Here is a 17,677-nt window from a genome sequence, read left to right as displayed (position 1 = left end):
CGCCCCGAGTCCCGCCCGCGGGCAGGTGCTGCTCAACGTCACCCGCACCGGGATCTGCGGCTCCGACCTGCACGCCCGCCACCACGCCGACCTCGTCGCGGACCTCGCCGCGAAGGCCGGCTACCCCGATTGCATGCGCACCGACCAGCGCATCGTCATGGGCCACGAGTTCGTGGGCACCGTCGCCGAGTACGGGCCGGGCTGTCGCAAGCGGTGGCCGGTGGGCACCCGCGTCGTGTCCCTGCCGACGCTGATGGTCGGCAGCGAGCCGCAGCTCGTCGGACTGTCCGAGCGGTCCCCCGGCTCGTACGCCGAGCAGGTGCTCGTCCAGGAGTCGATGACGATGCCGGTGCCCGACAAGCTCTCCGACGAGGAGGCCGCCCTCACCGAGCCGATGGCCGTGGCCTGGCACGCGGTGCGCCGCGCAGAGGTCGGTCGCGGGCAGACGGCGATCGTGATCGGCTGCGGCCCGATCGGCCTCGCGGTGATCTCGATGCTGCGCGCCTCGGGCGTCAAGAAGATCATCGCCAGCGACTTCTCCCCCGGGCGCCGCGCCCTCGCGACGCAGATGGGCGCCCACGTGGTGGTCGACCCGCGGGAGCAGCAGCCGTGGGACGCCTACAAGCAGCCCCGCAACGAGATCCGCAAGGCCAGCGACCTCTTCAAGCTGGGCGTGAGCACGATGGACAAGCTCACCCTGGTCCCCGGCCCCGTGCCGTGGTGGCACGTCTTCCGCCTCGCGGACAAGATCGGCGAGACCCCGTCCGGTCCCGTCGTCTTCGAGTGCGTGGGCGTGCCCGGCATGATCAACTCGATCATCGAGGCCGCACCGCTGCGCACCCGCGTGATCGTCGTCGGCGTGTGCATGGAGCCCGACACGATCATGCCCGCGCTGGCCGGCAACAAGGAGATCGACCTGCGGTTCGTCTTCGGCTACGACCCGGGCGAGTTCCACGACACGCTGCACATGATGGCGAGCGGCAAGGTCGACGTGAAGCCGCTGGTCACGGGCACCGTCGGGCTCGGCGGGGTGGAGACCGCGTTCGACGCGCTCGGCGACCCCGAGGTGCACGCCAAGATCCTGATCGACCCCTCGAGCACGGCGACCGCGCCCTGACGGCGCCGACCGCGCTGCGGATCGGCACGTTCAACGTCAACGGGATCCGGGCGGCGCGCCGCCGCGGCTTCGACGACTGGCTCGCGGGACGCGGGCTGGACGTGCTGGCGCTGCAGGAGCTGCGCTGCCCGCCCGCCGAGGTGGGCGTGTTCCCCGGCTATCACGCGGCCGTCGACTGCGGCTCGATCCCGGGCCGCAACGGGGTGGCGATCCTGAGCCGGGAGGCACCGTCGGACGTGCGGACCTGGGCGAGCAGTCCGCCCCGCGCGCGCGGGCTCGCCGAGTACGCCCACGAGGGCCGGTACGTCGAGGTGGACCTCCCCGGCCTGACGGTGGCCTGCCTGTACCTGCCCAAGGGCGGGCTGCCCGCGCACCTGCAGCGCCCCGGGAACATGCGGGACGTGCCGGACGGCGGCGCGAAGCACGCCCGGAAGATGCGCTTCCTCGACGCCTTCGCGCGCGAGCTCGACCGCAACCGCCGGGCCGCGCTCGCCGCGGGGCGCGAGTTCCTGCTGCTCGGCGACCTCAACCTGGCGCTCCTGCCGCACGACGTCACCAACTGGCGGCCCGCGCAGAAGATGGAGGGCTTCCTCCCGGAGGAGCGGGAGTGGCTGGGCGCGCAACTGGGGCCGCGCCGGCTCGTCGACGTGGTGCGCACGCTGCACGGCGACCGGCCCGGACCGCTGTCGTGGTGGAGCTGGGCGGGCGAATCCTTCACCAAGGACGTCGGATGGCGCATCGACCACCAGCTGGCGACCCCGCGCCTCGCCCGCACGGCGCAGTCGGTGGTCGTCGACAAGGAACCCTCCCCCGACGAGCGACTGTCGGATCACGCTCCCGTGATCGTGGACTACGCACGCGGCTGAGGGGCGCGGGATCACCCTGACCGCAAACCTTTCCGCGCGGCGAAAGGCGCTGCACACTGGTCCCTCGTGAAACGAACGGCTACCGCCATCCTCGCAGTCCTGTTGTCCCTCACCGCGGTCGGCACCACCGCCTGCGCGAGCGACACCCCGTCGAACGAGATCAAGCTCGGGGTCGTCGACGTCGGCAAACCCCACTGGAAGGTGTTCACCGACGTCGCGAAGGAGCACGGCTACACCGTGAAGCTCGTCTCCTTCTCCGACTACAACGCCCCGAACCCCGCCCTCGCCGACGAATCCATCGACCTCAACCAGTTCCAGCACGTGCGCTACCTCGCCGCGTACAACGTCAAGAACACCGTCCGCCTGGCCCCGGTCGGCGCCACCCAGATCTACCCGCTGCAGCTGTACTCGAAGCGACACCGGTCGATCGATGCCTTGCCGCAGGGAGCGACGATCGCCCTGTCGGACAACCCCGCGAACCAGATCCGTCCCCTGCTCAGCCTGAAGGCGGCCGGTCTCGTGACCTTCCGCGACGGCGCGGGCACCTGGCAGTCCTCACTCGCCGACGTGGATCGAGCGCGGTCCAAGGTCACGCTCGTCACGCTGGATCCCACCCAGATCGGCCCGGCGCTCGACAGCGTCGACGCCGGCTTCGTGGACGACACCTTCGCGGTGAAACTGGGGCTCACGAGCAAGGACTCGATCTACACCGACGATCCGCGCCGCCCCGACCTGGCGCAGTACATCAACGTCTTCGCCGCCCGCGAGAACGATCCCCGCACCGGCGACTACACCGCGCTCGCCGCTCTGTACCACGATCAGCGGGTCCATGACGCCGTCGTGAAGGACTCCGGCGAGACGGCGATCTTCACGACGGACGCGCCGGAGGCGCTCCGGACGACGCTGACCCGGGTGGAGCAATCGTTGCGGAGCTAGCCGCAGGTCCCGCCGCGACGGCGACGCCGCCGATGGTGACGAGGGCGCCGAGGATCAGGGCGGCGCCCTCGCCCGCGGCGAACAGGTGCATCTGCTCACCGACGGTGACGGCGGCGACGGGCACGCCGATCTGCGCGGCCGCGAGCACGCCCAGCGGGATGGGGAGGCCCGCGAACCGCATCGCGACGTGCGCACCGATCGCGCCGAAGCCGAGAGCGAGGCCCAGCAGGATGAACGACGGGTGCTCGACGAGGTCGCGCAGATTCACGCGCGCGCCCAGCCAGACGAAGAAGAGCGGCGCCAGGAAGCCCTCCCCGAGCGCGAAGAGCTGCGCCGCCATCCGCCGCGGCTCGCCCACCGACGAGACCGCGAGTCCCAGCGCGAAGCCGGCGAGCATCACCGAGACGTGCATCGTGGTGGCGATCGCGGCGAGCAGGAACAGCGCGACGAGGCTGATCCGCAGCTGCAGCGCGAACTCGCGCTCCTCCGAGAACTGCTCGATCCGGTCGCGCAGTCCGCTGTTCTCCGACCACCGCAGGATCAGGTAGAGCACGAACGCCGCGCCGCCCACCGCGAGCGCGCCGAGCGCCGCCCGTCCCGCCGTGGGCGGGTCGATGACCAGCGGCAGCGCGACGACGCAGACGGTGTCGGCGATCGCGACCTGCGCGGTCAGCGCCAGGACCGGCTTGCCGGTGAGGTGGTTGGAGTTGATGATCGGCAGCACCACGGCCGTCGATGACGACGCCATGAGCACCGCGTACAGCGCGGCGTGGCCGGTATCGAAGGCCGCAGACAGCGCGGTGCCGAGGATCGCGGCGATGACGCCGACCGCGGCCGCGCGGATCGCCCCCGCGCCCAGCGCCGCGCGCACCGCCGGATCGCGGACCGGGACGTGCGTCCCGGCGACGAACATGACGATGGCGAAGCCGATGTCGGCGAGGAAGGCGAAGGTCGGCTCGGTCGCATCCAGGACCCGGAAGCCCGTCGCGCCGAAGACCACGCCCGCCAGCATCGGGCCCAAGATCAGGGCAGGTGCCACGACTGCTTCGCGGCGAGCAACGGGCCCAGCAGCCCCAGCGCCGTGACCAGCGCCAACGTCGAGAACGTCATTGCAAGGAGGCTACTCCCCGCGGGCCGCCCAGTACCCCCGAAGTTCCTGCTCCGACGCCGATTTCACGACCAGCTCGCCGTCCTCGTCGTCCAGCAGGCAGACGGTCTCCCGTGGCAGGGCGTCCTCCGCGACGAGCTCCGCCTTCGCGCGGCGCATCGCCCCGAGCAGCGCGTACCCGTAGCGGGCGTACGCCGCGCTCCACGCCGCGTCGTCGAGGCCCTCGACGGCGTGGTTGAGGGCGTCCTGCCAGCCGTCGAGCGGTGGGCGCCGCGCCCAGGCGTCGTCGCGCCGGGGCCACGCGGGCGGGTCCCAGAGCTCGTGCGGCGGCACGGATTCGACGGTGCCCAGCGCCGGGTGGGGCAGCAGGATCACGCCGCCCCGCTCGGCGTAGAAGGTGGTCAGCGCGTACGCGTAGGGCAGCTCACCGTCGGCCTGGTAGACCAGCGCCCGCGCGACGGTGCGGAGCTCGGCGCAGACCGCGTCCTCGAAGCCGAACCAGTCGAAGTCGACGCCGGCGCCGGTCACCGCTTGACGACGTGCAGGTCGGCGAGGGTCGTCAGGCAGTCGGCGGCCATCGTCAGGTCGGCCTCGGCGAGCATCGACCGGAGCACGTGCTCGACGCCCGCCGCCCCGCCGAGGGTGAGGCCGTAGACGTACGGGCGGCCGATGCCGGCCAGGGTCGCGCCGAGGCCCACGACGCGGAGGACGTCGACGCCGTCGCGGACACCGCTGTCGAAGGTGACGGGCAGGCCCGCGTCGAGGACGCCCTCGAGGTGGCTCACGGCGGGCAGCCCACCGTTGGCCTGGCGGCCGCCGTGGTTGGAGCAGGCGATCGCGTCGACGCCCTCGGTCGCGGCCTTCCGCGCGTCCTCGGCGTGGCAGATGCCCTTGAGGATGATCGGCAGGTCGGTGATCCGGCGGATGCGGGCCACGTCGTCCCAGGAGAAGGTGGGCTTGCTGAACAGCGACGACCACACGATCCCCGCGTGCAGCGGCGGCGGGTTGTCCACCCCGCACAGCTCGATGAACCGCGGGTCGGTGAGGTAGTTGGCGAGGCAGCGACCGCGCAGGAACGGGATGTACCCGTTGCGCAGGTCCCGCGGCCGCCAGCCCAGGCTGCCGGTGTCGAGGGTGATGGTGAGCGCGTCGAAGCCGGCCTTGTCGGCGCGGCGCACCAGGTTGTCCGTCAGCTGGTCGTCCTTGGTCGGGTACAGCTGGAAGGCGGCGAAGGAGTCGCCGCGGGCGTCGGCGATCTCCTCGAGCGGCGCCTCCGACAGCGTCGAGTACATCGCCGCCACGTTCAGCTCCGCGGCGGCCCGGGCCACCTCGAGGTCCCCGTTCTCGTGGACCAGGCCGTTAACCCCTACCGGGCACAGGATGAGCGGCGCGTCGAGCTCGGCGCCGAGGAACGTGGTCGACAGGTCACGGACGCTGCGGTCGCGGAGCATCCGCGGGACGAAGCCGTAGCGCCGCAGCTCGGTGACATTGGCGTCCTGCGTGGTCTCGTCGCCGGCGCCGCCGCGCACGTAGTCGAAGAGGGAGTGGTCGAGCACCTGCTGCGCGCGGGCCTCGAGATCGCGGAAGGTGTAGGGGAAGTGGCGGTGCTTCGCGAGCAGCCCCTCCGCGTAGATGCCGTCCTGGAAGCTGCCGTAGTCCGCCATGGATGGACGGTAGCAGTGGCGGGTCAGGGCGCGGTGAGGAAGTCCAGGGCGTCGACGGTGGCCGCCGGCTCCTGCAGGTGGTAGCCGTGCCGCACGCCCCGGTACACCCGCACCCGGGCACCGTCGATGCCGGCGCGGAGGATCTCGGCGTTCTCGGCGGGACACATGCGGTCGTCGGCGCCGTGCAGGATCAGCGTGGGCGCCTCGATCCACGGCAGGGCCGCGGCCGCGTCGTGGTCGGTGCTCGCGGCGAAGTGCGCGCGCTGGGCGGGCAGCGAGCGCGGCTGCGCGAGGATCGCCTCGGCCGCCTCGGGGTGGACGGCGAGCCAGTCGGGCGTGAAGAACAGCTCCAGCAGGGCCCGCCGGTCCGAGCGCACCAGAATGCGGAGCACCTCGCTGGGGCGCGCGACGCCGTGGGCGTCGCCGACCGTCGTGGCGCCGAGAATCAGGCGGCGGACCCGCCCGGGCTGGTCGGCGGCGAGCCACTGCGCGGCGCGGCCGCCCATGGAGAAGCCGTAGACGTCGAGCGCGTCGCCGATCACGCCGTCCGCGCGGGCGGCGTCGAGCACCGCGAGGGCGTCCGCGGCGCAGTCCCGGGTGCTCCACCCGCGCGGGAAGACGTCGTCGCTCGCACCGATGCCGCGGTGGTCGAACGTGATGACGGGACCGGCGGCGCGGAAGTCGTCGACGACCGGCGCCCACGACGATCCGGCGAGCGCCTGACCGGCGAACAGCAGCACCCCGGGACCGCTCGCGCCGGGCGCCGCGGGGTGCACCGTGTAGGCGAGCCGGGCACCGTCGGCCAGGGTTGCGTGGGGCATGGCGGCAAGCCTAGGACGTCACACCGACAGGATGCAGCTCACACCACGAGGTGAGGCTTGGCTAGAATCTCGTCCCATGTCTGTTCACATCTTCTACGGTTCCTCGACCGGCACCGCCGAGGGCGCAGCGAACGCCATGTACAACGTGTTCGCCAAGGCCGGCTCCGTCGAGCTGCACGACATGATGGACGGCGAGATCGACGCGCTGGATCCCGCGGACTTCCACGTCTTCTCGTGCGCCACGTACGGCGAGGGCGAGCTGCCCGCCGGCACCACCGAGTTCTTCGAGGACCTGCTCGAGGCCGCGCCCGACCTCACCGGCCTGCGCTTCGCGGTCTTCGGCCTGGGCGACACCATCTACGTCGACACCTACAACGCCGGCGGCAAGACCATCGTCAAGCACCTCACGGGGCTGGGCGCCACCCAGGTGGGCGACCGCTTCGAGCACGACAACTCCGGCACCGACGACGTGGACGAGAAGGCCGTCGAGTGGGCCGAGGAGATCGTCGGCCAGATCTGACGTCCTTCAGCGACGCACCCCTGACAGACGAACGCCGCCGCGGAGGAATCCGCGGCGGCGTTCTTTCGTCGGTGGGTACCGCTACTGCGGCACCGAGAGGGTGGGCGGAGTGGTGTTCACGCCCGCGCAGGCCTCGCACACCGAGGCGGGGATGACGCCGCGGCGCTGCAGCCAGCCGAAGACGATGCAGCCGAGGCACACGCCCGCCGCCGACTCCAGCAGCGCGGCGACCACGAGCAGGCCGAGCACGACCTGGGCCGCGACGGTGTTCCCCGTCAGGAAGAGCACGAGCGCCACGGTCGAGAAGACGAGGCCGATGGTCTGCGCGAACCGCTTGGGCGGGCCGGGCACCAGCTTGGCCGGACCGAGCTTCGGCGCGATGACGTGCACCGACAGCCGGCCGAAGGGCGAATAGCGCGGCCCGCCGGCGACGCGCAGCGCGAAGCCGATCGCCAGGGCGGCGTAGAGCCACCACTGACCGGCGACGATCGTGACCACCGCGAGGACGACCACCAGGGCCGCCGTCGCGCGGGCCGCGTACTCGTTGACCGGGTTCGGGAAGGAGAAGAGACCACTCACGAGGCCGAGATTATCGCCGCCCGGCGACCGCCGTAAGGGTTGCGCTCGCGCTGATTCTCATGCGTCCGGCCCCGCGCCCGCCGCCAGCCGCAGGAGCAGCGGCACCGACTCACGCAGGCGGGCGGCCTCGTCGGCAGTGAGCTGCGCGCTGCCGGTCTCGACCAGCCAGGCGTCCTGTGCGGCGTCCCGAGCGTGCAGCACCTCCCGCCCGCGGTCCGTCAGCGCGACGGGCCGCCGCCGGCCGTCGGAGCCGTCGGCGTCGCCCTGCAGGAAACCGCGGCGTCGCAGGTCGGCGACCGCGACCGAGACGTTCGAGCGTTTCATCGCGAGCCGGTCCCCGATCGCCGTCGGGAAGGCGTCCACGCCGAGGGCCTCGACGGTGGCGAGCACGAACAGCTCGGAGCCGCGCAGCCCCGCGGCGGGCAGCTGCTGGAGTCGATGCTCCAGCAGGCCCACCGCGAGGCGGAGCGCCTCGGCATCGCCGGGCTTCACCGGTCGCTACTCGTCGACCACGACGGTCTCGCCCGGGGCGGCGCCGAGCAGCTGCCCCAGGTCGATGCCCTGCGACTTGAGCGCGGCCACGACCGACGCGACCGACTGGCCCGACAGGCCGAGGAGGCCACCGGCGCCGTCCCCCTGACCCCCGCCGATGATGCTGATGTTGTCGATGGCGGCGGTCGCCTCGGACTGCGCGCGGACCGACGCCTCCACGGTGGCGAGCACCTGCGGCGCGAGCAGCAGCCGGACGGCCTCGGCGTTGTACTGATTGAACGCCTCGGCCTGCGCCTGCTTGCCGGCCGCGTCGGCGCGCAGCTCGGCCTCGAGCGCCGCCGCGGCGGACTTGCGGGCCTGCGCCTTCGACTCGCCGTCGAGGCGGGTCGACTCCGCGGACGCCTCGGCGGCGAGGATCGCCGCCTGCCGGTCGCCCTCGGCGCGCGCGACCGCCGCCTGGCGCGCGGCCTCGGCGGGCGCGATCACGTCCGCCTCGAGCGAGGCCTCGGCCTGCGCGCGACGCTTGCGCTCGACCTCGGTGCGGGCCTCGACGCGGGCCGCCTCGGCCTCCTCCAGCGCGATGCCGACGGCCTTCTCCGCCTTGGCCTTGGCGAGCGGGCCGGCCTGGTCGGCCTCGGCGTTCTGCGCCTCGGTCTGGGCGCGGAGCTGGGCGATGCGCACGTCGCGGCCCTGCTGGGCCTCGGCGATCGCGGTCTCGGCCTCGGTCTGCGCGATCTCGCCGGCGCGACGGGCATCGGCGGAGCGGATCAGCGAGTCGCGCTCGGCCTCGGCCTTGCCGATGTCGGCGTCGCGCTTGACCTCGGCGATGCGCTTCTGGCCCAGCGACTCGAGGTAACCGTTGCGGTCCTCGATGCCGGCGATCTTGAGGATGTCGACCTCCATGCCGATGCGCGCCAGGTCGCCACCGGCCTCGTCGACCACGCCGCGGGCCAGGGCCTCGCGGTTGCTGTTGAGCTGCTCGACGGTCATGGTCGCGGCGATGCCGCGGAGGCTGCCGGCCAGGATCTCGTTGATCTGGTTCTCGAGCTCCGCCATGTTGGCGGTGAGGAAGCGTTGGGCGGCGGTGCGGGTCATCTCGTCGGTGGTGCCGATGCGCACCAGGCCGACGGCCTGCAGCTCGACGGGCACGCCGTCGATGCTGCGGGCGTTGCTCAGCGCGATCCGGATCTCGAAGGGGCGCAGCGGCATGTAGTCGACGCGCTCGAGGCCGGGCACCTTGAAGCGGGCGCCGCCGCGGACCACCTTCATCTCGCCGCGGCCGGTGAAGATCGCCACCTGGTCGGGCGGCGACTTGATGTAGTTGTGGAAGAAGATCCACAGGGCGAGCAGGATCACGATCACCGCGGCACCGGCCGCGATCAGGATCGATACGGTCATTGATTCCCTCCCTCTGCCGGGCGCGACGGCCCGGCGCTTGTGATCAGGCCTGAGTCTCGAGCGGCTGCACCACGAGGCGGTCCCCCTCGACGTCCACGATGAGCACCGAGGCGCCCGCCGCCGCGACGGCGGCGGGATCGACGAGGATCGCGGTCGTGGTGGCGCGCACCGACTCCGAGTCGACGTAGCTCACCCGGCCCCAGCCGCCGGCCGGGATCTCCATGCTGAGCTCGCCGATGGTGCCGACCGCGGCGCGGAGCCCCGCGACGGTACCGGTCTGCGCCCGGCGCATCGCGCGGAGCACCAGCATGAGCAGCCCGTAGGCGGCGACGCCGGAGGCGGCTGCTGCACCCACGACGACGGGCGTCGACAGCGACGCCCCGGCGGACAGGGGCCAGCCGACCACACCGAAGACGCCGACGGCGGCGGCCAGTGCGGGCGCGCTGAGCCAGGGCAGGCCGGCGTCGGCACTGCCGACCTCGACTCCCCCGACCTCGAAGTCCCCCAGGACCAGTGACGCGATCAGGACCAGAACCCCGACGACGGCACAGACTGCGAAAACGGTAACCACGGGCGCCTCCTCTGCGCTCGGATCTCCTGTTTGCAGTATAGCAAAGATTGCGTATAGGGCGTACACGAACGGAGACGGTTCCCACATTATTAGTTATGGACATATAATCCTTGTATGCCTACAAGTGTTTCGGGGCTGGGGCCGCGCCGTCGCGCGCTCGTCCTCGTCGCGTGCAGCCTGAGCCTGCTGATCTCCTCGATGGACGTGACCATCGTCAACGTCGCGCTCCCCGGGATCGGGCGGCAGATGGCGGCGTCGGTCACCCACCTGCAATGGGTGGTCGACATCTACACGCTCACGCTCGCCAGCCTGCTGGTGCTCTCCGGCGCCACCGCCGACCGCTTCGGGCGGCGCCGCGTCTTCCGGATCGGCCTCACCGTCTTCGCGGCGGGCTCGCTGCTCTGCAGCCTCGCGCCCACCGTCGACGTGCTGATCGCCGCCCGCGGGATCCAGGCCGTGGGCGGCTCGATGCTCACGCCCGTCGCGCTCTCCATCGTCACGGCGGTGTTCACCGAGCCGTCCGAACGCGCCCGCGCGATCGGCCTGTGGGGCGCGGTGGTCGGAGTCTCGACGGCGGTCGGGCCGCTCGTCGGCGGCGTCCTCATCGACACCCTGGGCTGGCGGTCGGTGTTCTGGGTGAACCTGCCGATCTGCGCCGTCGCGCTCGCGCTCACGTACGCCGTGGTGCCCGAGTCGAAGGCGGCCGTACCGCGCAGCATCGACCCGCTCGGGCAGGTGCTCGCGATCGCCGTGATGTTCACGGCGGTGTTCGGCCTCATCGAGCGCGAACCGCTGATGTTCGCGCTGACGGTCGCCGCCCTCGCCGCGTTCCTCGCTCACGAGCGCCGGCACCCGTCGCCGTTCATCGACCTGCGCTTCTTCCGCAGCATCCCGTTCTCCGCCGCCACGCTCACCGCGGTCTGCGCCTTCGCGGGCTTCGGCGCCTTCCTGTTCACGATGTCGCTGTACCTGCAGAACACGCGGCACTTCTCCGCGGTGCAGACCGGCCTGATGTTCCTGCCGATGGCGCTGTCGGTGCTCGTCGCCTCCCCCGTGTCCGGTCGGCTCGTGGCGCGATTCGGCCCCCGGCCCTCGCTGCTCGGCGCGGGCCTCCTGATGACGGGGGCGGCCGTCGTGCTGACGACGGTGGACGCGGGCACGCCCCTGCCGGAGCTGGCGGTGGTCTTCGCGGTCTTCGGCATCGGCTTCGGCCTGGTCAACGCGCCGATCACCAACTCGGCGGTGAGCGGGATGCCGCTCGACCGGGCGGGCGCCGCCGCCGCCGTCGCCAGCACCAGCCGGCAGCTGGGCATCAGCCTGGGGGTCGCTCTGTCCGGCCTCATCGCCGGCGCGACGCTCTGGTGGGCCGTCGCGGGTTTCGCGCTGGTCGTCGTGGCGCTCGCCGTCCTGTCGACCGGCGCCCGGGCGGAGCGCTCGCGGGCGCGGATCGCGCCGCTGCTCGAGACGAAGGAGGTGGCCGGTGCCCACTGAGAACCCGGACGAGGTGTGGAGCCTGCTCGTCCACGCCGTCATCGACAGCCGCTCGGACTGGCGCCGCGCGGTCGTCGAGCGCACCGGCCTGCCCTTCAGCCGGCTGCGGGCGCTCAAGCGCCTCGACCGCTACGGCTCGCTCACGCTCAAGGAGCTGGCCGCCCTCGCGGACATGGATGCGCCCGCCGCCACCGTCGCCGTCAACGACCTGCAATCGCGTGGGCACGTCGAACGCACCGTCTCCCCCGAGGACCGTCGGGCGAAGGTCGTGACCATCACCGACTCGGGACGCGCCGTCATCGACGCCATGGCCTCCGTGGAGGACCCGGCGCCACCCGCGATCCGGTCACTGCCTCCCGGGGAGCTCGCGCGCCTGGCCGAGCTCGCGCGCGCGCTCGCCGGGTAGTCCGGCGACGGGCTCGTGCGCCACGTCGAGCGGCTCCTCGCCGGGCGCCGAGGGCGGGGCCGGCGCCGCGACGGGGCCCGGGGCACCGTCGGCCGACGGTGCCGGCACGCTCTGCTCGACGGTGCCGACGACCACCTTCCGGGTGCGGCGCATCGCGAAGGTGACCTCCTCGACCTCCTCGTAGGACTGCTGCACCGTGCGGGTCTCGCCGCCGCCTCCGCCGGGCAGGACGCGCGCGACGATGGGCGGCACGAGCGGCCGGACGAAGCCGGCGATGGTGCGCGCGGCCTCGTCGAGCACGGGCGGCACGAACGGATTGGGCTTGTGCGCGATCTCGCGCGCCGGGACCGCCGGGGCCGCCTCGGCGACCCGGGCGGGCAGGTTCGTCTCGTCGGGCACGGCGGTCTCCTCGGCGGTTTCGGGTTCGGTCGTGATCACCGGGATCTCGCCCGTCGGCGTGTCATCGGCGGCGGGCTGCCCCGCCGCGGCGAGGCTGGCCGCTTCCGCGGCGGCGGCGATGGGGAGGAAGTCGTCGTTCACGGCGGGGGTCTCCTGTCGGTAGCGCCGTGCGGTCACCGCGACCGGCTCGAATCCGGCGGCCTCCAGCGCCGCTGCGCCGGCCGCCGCGCCGCCGAGGGCGGGCAGCAGCTCGGTGGGGCGGTCGTCGGCGATCGCGAGCTCGACGCGGCGCTCGTGGTCGTGGCGCTCGATGGCCAGCTGCGCCGCGGAGGCGAGGCGCTCGCTCTCCAGGTCCCGACGGTGCCGGATGTCGCGGACGGTCTCGCCGCGCCACAGGCGCAGGAGCAGCGGGAGCAGGGCGAGCACCACGCAGACGAGGTCGATCGCGATCCGGAGCGCGGCGGCGGGGAGCGAATGCGCGGTGACGCCGTTCAGTGCGACCCAGCGCGCGCCGAGGCCGTCGTCGGCCCCGGCGGTGGCGTCCTGCCGGGCGGCTGCGACCTCGGTCCGCGCGGTCACGACGCGGGCGTCGCGGCCGGGCGCGTCCTTCGCCCGGGCGGCGGTCGCGCGATCGAGGTCGGTCTGCGCCGAAGCGAGCCGCTCGTTCGCGGTGCGGGCCTCCGGTCCCCGGCCGGGGACGCCGGTGATCGAGGTCTGCGGGCAGGCGGGGCCGGGCCGATACTCGCAGCGCGCGACGACGAGCGCCTGGTCGCGCCGGGTGGAGGCCTCCGCGACCGCGGTGTCGAGGGCGGACCGGTCGGCGCGGGCGGCGTCCAGCTCGGCCTGTGCGGCGCGGACCGCGGGTGCCGACGCCGCCGCGCGGTCGGCGTCCTCGTGCAGCCGGTCCTCGATCGCGCCGTTGAGCGCGAGCATCGAGACCAGTTCGCCGACGACCAGCCCGACGAGCACGGCGACGAGGAACCGGCTGGGCAGCGCGGCGCGGCGCCCGGGGGCGGCGACGGCGACGCAGATCGCGCCGCCGATCAGGAGCGCGAGCACCGCGAGTACCAGGACCGTCGTCATGCCGCCTCCTTCGCCGCGATAGAACTCCGTCGATCTACTCTCAGATGAGAATTGCAGCCCGCCGCGGTTCGCGCCCAATCGTGTGGCCGCTTTCACAGCGCGAAGTACCCACTGCGGAGGGGTAGTTCTACTCATCCCGTGCAGGTCGGCGGGCGGCACGCTGTGTGCATGACCACCATCGCAACCTCGCCCAAGCCCACCGCCGCCTTCTTCATCCAGTCCGCGATCGCCTTCGCCGTCTCGTCGGGCAGCCTGCTCGTCGGCGCCTTCTACCTGCCCATCGACACCTGGCAGCGCGGCTTCCTGCTCGTGGGGGCCCTGTTCCTCATCACCAGCACCTTCAACCTCGCGAAGGTCATCCGCGACCAGCAGGAGGCGGACAGCGTCCGCGTCGACGAGGCCCGGATCGACAAACTCATGGCCGAGCACGACCCGCTGCGCGCCATCTGATCCGGACGTCTCTAGACCGCATGGTCTATATTTAGACCATGCGGTCTAGAGATACGTTCACCTCCGAGCAGCGACGGGCTCAGCTCGTCGACGCGGCCATCGCCGTCATCGCCGAGCACGGCTACCCGGCGGCGTCCGTCGCGAAGATCGCCGAGCACGTCGGGATCGCGAAGTCCGTGGCGCTCTACCACTTCCGCACCAAGGACGAGCTGGTGGCGGCGGTCACGACCGCGGTCTTCACGGTCGCGGCCGGGTACATCGTGCCCGCGATCGCCGCGGCGGAGACGGCCACCGACAAGCTCGCCGCCTACATCCGCTCCAACGCCGCCTTCCTGTCCGAGCACCGCGCCGCGACCGTCGCGCTGCGCGAGATCGCGACCTCCTACCGCACGGCCGACGGCCGTCGGTTCGACGAGGCGGTCACCGAGGACACCGCGGCGAACCCGCCCCAGGGCGACCTCGCGCTGCTCGACCCCGCGGCGATCTTCGCGCTCGGTGTCGAGAACGGCGAGTTCCGGGCCGACCTCGACCCGGTGCGCGCGGGCTCGGCGCTGCGTGGCGCCCTCGACGGCGCCGCGTCCGATCTCGCCCGGCTGGGAGCGATCGGCGTCGACTACGACCCCGTTGCGTACGGCGAGACCCTGGTCGAGATCTTCACCCGCGGGGTGCGCGCATGAGGACCGCGATCCTGGCCTTCGGCACCCGCGGCGACGTCGTGCCGCTCACCGGGCTCGCCCGCCGGCTGGGCTCCGACGGCCACGACGTGGTGCTCGCCGCGCAGGAGCCGTACCGCGCCGAGGTCGCGGGCGCCGGCGTCGCGTACGCGCCGCTGCCGAGGGACACCCGCGCGGCGACGCTCGCCTCCCCCGCCGCGCAGGCCCTCGTCGACGGGGCGAGGATGCGCCCTTCGAATGACTCACTCGAGGAGATGCGCGAGGAACTGCGCGGCGTCGGCCAGGCGATGGCCGCGGCCGCCGAGGGCAGCGACCTGCTGCTGCTGGAGGGCCCCGTCGGCGCGCTGCTCGGCCGGCACGTCGCCGCCGCGCTCGGTGTTCCCAGTGCGGGCGTGATGTTCCAGCCCGCCTCCCCCACCGGCGATTTCAGCCCGCCCGCGCTCGGCGTGCGCTCCTACGGGCGCCTGGGCAACCGGTTCGTCTGGTGGGCCGGCGGCTTCGCCGAGCGCGTCTACGCGCCGGTGATCGCCGAGCTCCGCCGCGACCTCGGCCTACCCGCGAAACCCTCGCGCGCGGAGCGCGACCGGCCCTGGCCCGTGCTCCACCCGTTCAGCGAGCACGTCCTCCCGCGGCCCACCGACTGGCCGGAGCACGTGCGCGTCACCGGATACCTGCGCCCCGAGCCCGTGGGCGCGCTCGGCCCGGACCTCGAGGCCTTCCTGTCCGACGGTCCGCCGCCCGTCGCCGTCACGCTCGGAAGCACCGCGACGGCGAACGGGGCAGCGCTCTCCGAGATCGTCGCCGAAGCCGCCGCGGCGGCCGGGGTGCGCGCCGTCGTGCAGCGCGGCTGGGCCGGGCTCGAACCGGTCGGTGAGCACGTCCTCGTCGTCGACGACGTGCCGCACGCGCTGCTGTTCCCCCGCTGCGCCGCCGTGATCCACCACTGCGGCGCCGGGACGACCGCGGCCGCACTGCACGCGGGGGCACCGTCGATCCCGGTGCCCGGGATCATGGACCAGCCCTTCTGGGCCCGACGCCTGCACCGCCTGGGCGCCGGCACCGCCCCGCTCCCCCGGCACTCCCTCACCGCCGACGGCCTGACGGGGGCGCTGCGCACCGTCGGACAGCTCCGACCTGCGGCCGAGCGCCTGGGCGCGGCCCTGCGCGCCGAGGACGGCGCCGGCCGCGCCGCCGCGGCGATCACCGACCTGTTCCACCCGAGATAGGAGGCACACCATGGCCGATCAGAACCTCGTCAACGCGATCATCACCGCCGGCGCCCTCGGCGGCGGCGGGCTCATCATGGCGGGCGGCGCGATCGGTGCCGGGATCGGCAACGGCACCGCCGGGGCCAAACTGGTGGAGGGCATCGCGCGGCAGCCCGAGGCGGCGTCCCGACTGTTGCAGCCCTTCTTCATCACGGTGAGCCTGGTCGAGGCCGCCTACTTCATCAACCTCGCTTTCATGGCGCTGTTCGTCTTCGCCACCCCCGTCTTCGCGGGATAGCCCGCGTCACAGCGCCGCGGCGAGGTCCTCGCGGAGCGCGTCCAGGGCGGGTGTGGCGCGCGGGGTCATCGCGCGCCAGGCGTCGAGGATGCGCAGGCTCTGGTCGGCGTGCCGGACGAAGTGGTTGCCCGCGAACTTCGGGAAGTCGAAGGGCACGGTCCGGCAGAGCTGCCGCAGCACCGCGCGGACCACGATCGGCGGCGGGGCGGGCGCCGGCAGCCCGACGTCGACGCGCATCGCCTCCGCCATCGCCCGGCCCGGCCGCTTCAGCCGTCGCAGGAACGTGGGCCAGTCGCCGCCGACGATCGCCAGCTCCGCGGCGTAGGGCACCATCGCCGCGCCGACGGCCGCGGCAGCCCGGGCCGGCGTGCGGCCGATCACCTTCGGGTACTCCGCGGCGAGGCGGCGCGGCAGGCCCGGCGAGCCCTCCACCGCGACCGCCGCGAAGGCGGGCGCGAGCGGCGGCACCCAGAACTCGGCGCGGGTCTCGGTGCCGCGGGCGGTCGCGAAGGACAGCAGGCCCGGGGCGAGGGTCGCGATGCCGGCGCCCGGGAACATCCGCTCCGCGACCGCGGCGTCGCCGATCACGGGGCTGGTCACGCCGACCGTCTCGGGCCGGGCCGCGGCCAGCGTGGTGGCGACGCCGTCGTCGAGCTCGCCGGGGGCGGACGTGAGGATCAGAAGGTCGACGGTGCCGGGTTCCACGTCCGCGTACCGCACCACCGGCACGTGCGCCACCACGCCGCGCGGATCGACGGCGGTGAGGAGGACGTCGGCGCGACGCGACGCGGCCCGCACGTCGGCGCCGGTCCCCGCCAGCAGCGCGCCGGCCGCAGCAGACACCGCCCCGGCCCCCTGGATCAGGACGCGCCTGCGCTCGGTCATACCCCAGCGTCTCCCCGGAGGCCGCTCGCCCGCAACACCTGCCGCTCGACGCCGGCCCGCAGCGCCTCCTCACCGCCGACCAGCCGGACGCGCTGCCGCGCGCGGGTGATCGCGGTGTACAGCAGCTCGCGGGTGAGCAGCCGGGAGTCGGCGGGCGGGACCACGACGGACACCGCCTCGTACTGGCTGCCCTGGCTGCGGTGGATCGTCATCGCGTAGACGGTGCGCACCGCGACCAGCTGGTTCGGGTACAGCAGCGCGACGTCGCCGCCGCGGGCGAAGGCGGCGCGCAGGTCCGCCGGGTCGCCGTCGTGCGCGATGACCACGCCGACGTCCCCGTTGTAGACCTTGGTGTCGTAATCGTTGGCGGTCACCAGCAGGGGCTGCCCGGCGTACCAGCCGGAGCCGCCGCCGCGGACGCCCGCCCACTCCTCGGCGAGCTGCGCCCAGCGGGTGACGCCCGACGGCCCCTCCGAGTGTGCGCACAACACGCGGTGCAGCTGGACCCCGGTGGCGGCCTCGGCGGCGTGCCCGCGCTGCGCGGCGCCGACGGTGACCGCGCTCGCCCGTTCCACGTCGGCGCGCAGGTCCGCCCACTCCTCGGCGAGCTGCGCCCAGCGGGTGACGCCCGACGGCCCCTCCGAGTGTGCGCACAACACGCGGTGCAGCTGGACCCCGGTGGCGGCCTCGGCGGCGTGCCCGCGCTGCGCG

20 protein-coding genes and 1 pseudogene are annotated in these 17,677 nt (G+C 73.4%); 10 read left to right on the top strand and 11 right to left on the bottom strand.

What is annotated here, in order from left to right:
* The 3 genes from LB823_RS22610 to LB823_RS22600 all read left to right on the top strand — a co-directional run.
* On the top strand, positions 1-1,117 hold a 1,117-nt coding region (locus tag LB823_RS22610), incomplete at its 5' end, for a zinc-binding dehydrogenase (RefSeq protein WP_224651853.1).
* A gap of 14 nt (positions 1,118-1,131) precedes the next feature.
* Positions 1,132-1,983 (top strand): exodeoxyribonuclease III, encoded by an 852-nt coding sequence (locus LB823_RS22605; RefSeq protein ID WP_224651855.1) that lies wholly within the window; start codon positions 1,132-1,134, stop codon positions 1,981-1,983.
* 66 nt (positions 1,984-2,049) lie between these two features.
* Entirely contained in the window at positions 2,050-2,919 is an 870-nt protein-coding gene (locus LB823_RS22600; protein ID WP_224651852.1) for a MetQ/NlpA family ABC transporter substrate-binding protein, read from the top strand.
* On the opposite strand, the pseudogene LB823_RS22595 reads toward LB823_RS22600, so the two are convergent.
* From LB823_RS22595 to LB823_RS22580, 4 genes and pseudogenes are all read right to left on the bottom strand, one after another.
* Positions 2,852-4,029 (bottom strand): annotated as a pseudogene (locus tag LB823_RS22595) (cation:proton antiporter). The gene LB823_RS22600 and the pseudogene LB823_RS22595 sit on opposite strands and share 68 nt — an antisense overlap.
* A gap of 10 nt (positions 4,030-4,039) precedes the next feature.
* Entirely contained in the window at positions 4,040-4,555 is a 516-nt protein-coding gene (locus LB823_RS22590) for a hypothetical protein (RefSeq protein ID WP_224651850.1), read from the bottom strand.
* The gene (locus LB823_RS22585; protein ID WP_224651848.1) at positions 4,552-5,691 is read right to left on the bottom strand and encodes an alpha-hydroxy-acid oxidizing protein; all 1,140 of its coding nucleotides are present in this window, start codon (positions 5,689-5,691) and stop codon (positions 4,552-4,554) included. The genes LB823_RS22590 and LB823_RS22585 overlap by 4 nt, the downstream gene beginning before the upstream one ends.
* 23 nt (positions 5,692-5,714) lie before the next feature.
* Entirely contained in the window at positions 5,715-6,512 is a 798-nt protein-coding gene (locus LB823_RS22580) for an alpha/beta fold hydrolase (RefSeq protein ID WP_224651846.1), read from the bottom strand.
* Positions 6,513-6,588: 76 nt separating this feature from the next.
* On the opposite strand from LB823_RS22580, the gene LB823_RS22575 reads away from it, so the two are divergent.
* Positions 6,589-7,032, top strand: a complete 444-nt coding sequence (locus tag LB823_RS22575) for a flavodoxin domain-containing protein (RefSeq protein WP_224651843.1) — start codon at positions 6,589-6,591, stop codon at positions 7,030-7,032.
* Positions 7,033-7,113: 81 nt separating this feature from the next.
* Here the strand turns inward: LB823_RS22575 and LB823_RS22570 are convergent, their stop codons facing one another.
* The 4 genes from LB823_RS22570 to LB823_RS22555 are packed head-to-tail and all read right to left on the bottom strand — an operon-like array spanning position 7,114 to position 10,072.
* The gene (locus tag LB823_RS22570) at positions 7,114-7,611 is read right to left on the bottom strand and encodes a DUF4395 domain-containing protein (RefSeq protein WP_224651841.1); all 498 of its coding nucleotides are present in this window, start codon (positions 7,609-7,611) and stop codon (positions 7,114-7,116) included.
* A 57-nt stretch (positions 7,612-7,668) separates the two neighbouring features.
* Complete coding sequence (locus tag LB823_RS22565) at positions 7,669-8,103, bottom strand: MarR family winged helix-turn-helix transcriptional regulator (protein WP_224651839.1); 435 nt, start codon at positions 8,101-8,103, stop codon at positions 7,669-7,671.
* 6 nt (positions 8,104-8,109) lie between these two features.
* Positions 8,110-9,501, bottom strand: a complete 1,392-nt coding sequence (locus tag LB823_RS22560) for a flotillin family protein (protein ID WP_224651838.1) — start codon at positions 9,499-9,501, stop codon at positions 8,110-8,112.
* 43 nt (positions 9,502-9,544) lie between these two features.
* Complete coding sequence (locus LB823_RS22555; RefSeq protein ID WP_224651836.1) at positions 9,545-10,072, bottom strand: hypothetical protein; 528 nt, start codon at positions 10,070-10,072, stop codon at positions 9,545-9,547.
* Between the two features lie 114 nt (positions 10,073-10,186).
* Here LB823_RS22555 and LB823_RS22550 point away from each other — a divergent pair, with 114 nt between their 5' ends.
* Positions 10,187-11,563 (top strand): MFS transporter, encoded by a 1,377-nt coding sequence (locus LB823_RS22550; RefSeq protein WP_224651829.1) that lies wholly within the window; start codon positions 10,187-10,189, stop codon positions 11,561-11,563.
* The gene (locus LB823_RS22545) at positions 11,553-11,969 is read left to right on the top strand and encodes a MarR family winged helix-turn-helix transcriptional regulator (protein WP_224651827.1); all 417 of its coding nucleotides are present in this window, start codon (positions 11,553-11,555) and stop codon (positions 11,967-11,969) included. The genes LB823_RS22550 and LB823_RS22545 overlap by 11 nt, the downstream gene beginning before the upstream one ends.
* Here LB823_RS22545 and LB823_RS22540 read toward each other — a convergent pair.
* Complete coding sequence (locus LB823_RS22540; protein WP_224651825.1) at positions 11,910-13,451, bottom strand: DUF4407 domain-containing protein; 1,542 nt, start codon at positions 13,449-13,451, stop codon at positions 11,910-11,912. The two genes, LB823_RS22545 and LB823_RS22540, sit on opposite strands and share 60 nt — an antisense overlap.
* Positions 13,452-13,619: 168 nt before the next feature.
* On the opposite strand from LB823_RS22540, the gene LB823_RS22535 reads away from it, so the two are divergent.
* From LB823_RS22535 to LB823_RS22520, 4 genes are read left to right on the top strand one after another with little or no spacing between them, the layout of a single operon-like run.
* Positions 13,620-13,901 carry a YiaA/YiaB family inner membrane protein gene (locus tag LB823_RS22535; protein ID WP_224651824.1) on the top strand — a complete coding sequence of 94 codons (282 nt, stop codon included), beginning with the start codon at positions 13,620-13,622 and terminating at the stop codon, positions 13,899-13,901.
* Positions 13,902-13,939: 38 nt separating this feature from the next.
* Positions 13,940-14,578 (top strand): TetR/AcrR family transcriptional regulator, encoded by a 639-nt coding sequence (locus LB823_RS22530; RefSeq protein ID WP_224651822.1) that lies wholly within the window; start codon positions 13,940-13,942, stop codon positions 14,576-14,578.
* Entirely contained in the window at positions 14,575-15,801 is a 1,227-nt protein-coding gene (locus LB823_RS22525) for a glycosyltransferase (RefSeq protein ID WP_224651820.1), read from the top strand. The genes LB823_RS22530 and LB823_RS22525 overlap by 4 nt, the downstream gene beginning before the upstream one ends.
* Positions 15,802-15,811: 10 nt before the next feature.
* Positions 15,812-16,081 carry a F0F1 ATP synthase subunit C gene (locus LB823_RS22520; RefSeq protein ID WP_224651818.1) on the top strand — a complete coding sequence of 90 codons (270 nt, stop codon included), beginning with the start codon at positions 15,812-15,814 and terminating at the stop codon, positions 16,079-16,081.
* A gap of 6 nt (positions 16,082-16,087) precedes the next feature.
* Here the strand turns inward: LB823_RS22520 and LB823_RS22515 are convergent, their stop codons facing one another.
* Positions 16,088-16,966, bottom strand: coding sequence for a hypothetical protein (locus LB823_RS22515; RefSeq protein WP_224651815.1), 879 nt, complete (start codon positions 16,964-16,966; stop codon positions 16,088-16,090).
* The coding region (locus LB823_RS22510; RefSeq protein WP_224651813.1) for an ATP-binding domain-containing protein at positions 16,963-17,677 on the bottom strand (715 nt) is incomplete at its 5' end. The genes LB823_RS22510 and LB823_RS22515, both read right to left, overlap by 4 nt.

Origin of the sequence: Tsukamurella sp. M9C (genome assembly GCF_020169415.1) — a bacterium.
Classification (GTDB): domain Bacteria; phylum Actinomycetota; class Actinomycetes; order Mycobacteriales; family Mycobacteriaceae; genus Tsukamurella.
Note: the sequence above shows the minus strand (reverse complement) of the source record. Positions and strands in the feature narration are given on the sequence as shown.